This window comes from Mesorhizobium sp. M4A.F.Ca.ET.050.02.1.1, assembly GCF_003997725.1.
GTDB lineage: Bacteria > Pseudomonadota > Alphaproteobacteria > Rhizobiales > Rhizobiaceae > Mesorhizobium.
In genome coordinates, this window is sequence record NZ_RZSG01000949.1 from 1 (window position 1) to 2,064 (window position 2,064).

Here is a 2,064-nt window from a genome sequence, read left to right on the forward strand (position 1 = left end):
GGGCGTGGTCGGGCGCGCTGGTGTTGAGATTGGGACGAAGGCCGCTTCAGGTCAGATGCTTGGATTCTCCCATGGGTGCCAAAAAAGCCCCGTTCCCTTGCTTTCATCGCCTCGCCGGAAGCAAATCGCGGGCCAAGGCCACGTTGCCGCCATAATCGCGGTGAAAGCGAGAATGCGGATGATGCTGCGGCCGCAAGCTTGCCTTCATCCGGAAGTTGCGTCACGCCGCGTGTTTCACGCTGAAGTGACACCGGCTATGGTTGGCTAATTGTTAAGATTGCCAACCATAAAGTGCGGGCGGGATCGCCCAACGATCAACGCAGCAGTGACCAGATTACTTAGAGAACGTCCATGAGAACCAGCCGCCGTTTCTTCCTTTCCGGAGCCTCCGCGCTTGCCGCGGCCATGGTTGCCAACAGCGCCAGCGCGCAGGACGTGATCGGGGACATCCTGAAATCTTCGGCCCGCGGCAATTGGGACGACCAGTTCGACGCCCGCGCCAGCGAGGGCGGCAAGGTGGCCTCGACGCTGCCGATCTTCAGCCTGCAGACCGTCGCCTTCACCGAGCAGGCGGTGGCGCAGTACCAGACCATCGCCGGCCAGGGTGGCTGGGAGCAGGTGCCCGCGACCAAGAAGCTGCAGCTCGGCGTCGAGGATCCGGATGTGGTGCCGCTGCGCAAGCGGCTGATGATCTCGGGCGATCTGTCGCAGAGCGCCGGCATCTCGACCTCGTTCGATTCCTACGTCGACGCCGCCGTCAAGCGCTTCCAGCTTCGCCACGGCCTGCCGGCCGACGGCGCCATGGGCAAATACACCTACACCGCGATGAATGTTTCGGCGCAGATCCGGCTTGGCCAGCTGCAGACCAACCTGCAGCGTCTGCGCGAAAAGGCAGGCACGCTGGGCAACCGTTACGTGCTGGTCGACATTCCGGCGGCCCAGATCGAGGCAGTCGAGAACGACCGCGTCGTGCTGCGCCACACCGCGATCGTCGGCAAGATCGACCGCCAGACGCCGATCGTGAATTCCAAGATCAACGAGATCATCGTCAATCCCTACTGGAATGCCCCGGTTTCGATCGTGCGCAAGGATATCATTCCGCTGATGCGCAAGGATCCCAACTACCTCAAGGACAGCCACATCCGCCTGTTCGCGCCGGATGGCAGCGAGGTCGATCCAATGACGGTCGACTGGTCGACGGACGACGCCGAGAAGTACCGCTTCCGCCAGGATCCGGGCGCCGGCAACGCCATGGCCTCGGTCAAGATCAATTTCCCCAGCCCGGATGGCGTCTATATGCACGACACGCCGCAGCAGAGCCTGTTCGGCAAGCTGATGCGCTTCGATTCCTCGGGCTGCGTGCGCGTCCAGAACGTGCGCGACCTCGTCACCTGGATTCTGCGCGACACGCCCGGCTGGGACCGCCAGCATTTCGAGGCGACGATCAAGACCGGCGAGAACACCCCGGTTCAAGTGACCAATCCGGTGCCGGTACACTTCCTCTACCTGTCGGCCTGGTCGACGGGACCAGGCGTCGTGCAGTTCCGCGACGACATTTACGGTCTCGACGGCAACGACGCGCTGCAGATCACGTCTTCGCTATAAGCAATTGATATATTTCCAGAAAAGGCCGCCTCTAGGGCGGCCTTTTTGCTTTCCACCTTCCGTCAGCTAGTCTTCGTCGCGACTGGACGGCACGGCCTGCTTTGCGCATGGTCGGGCATATTCGGAATCGCCGCCATGCATGTCGCCGTGTTCATCCTGGTCGTGCTCGTGTTCGTCGCGCTTTCCGGCGCGTTGGTTCGGCTAGTGCGCCTGCCGCTGCCGGTGCTGCAGATCGCCATCGGTGCGGCCCTTGCCTGGCCGGCGCGCGGCCTGCATGTCGAGATCGACCCGGAGCTGTTCCTCCTGGTGTTCATCCCGCCGCTCCTGTTCGGCGATGCCGTGGCCGCGCCCAAGCGCGAGCTTCTGGCGCTGCGCGGGCCGATCCTCGACCTTGCCGTCGGGCTGGTCTTCTTCACCATCGTCGGCTTCGGCTATGCCTTGCACTGGTTGGTGCCGAGC

2 protein-coding genes are annotated in these 2,064 nt (G+C 63.2%); both read left to right on the forward strand.

From position 1 onward, the window contains the following. Nucleotides 1-351 precede the first annotated feature (351 nt). Complete coding sequence (locus EOA33_RS33510; protein ID WP_126054948.1) at nucleotides 352-1,605, forward strand: murein L,D-transpeptidase; 1,254 nt, start codon at nucleotides 352-354, stop codon at nucleotides 1,603-1,605. Nucleotides 1,606-1,740: 135 nt separating this feature from the next. After that, a partial coding sequence (locus tag EOA33_RS33515) for a cation:proton antiporter (RefSeq protein ID WP_190234457.1) occupies nucleotides 1,741-2,064 on the forward strand: 324 nt, incomplete at its 3' end.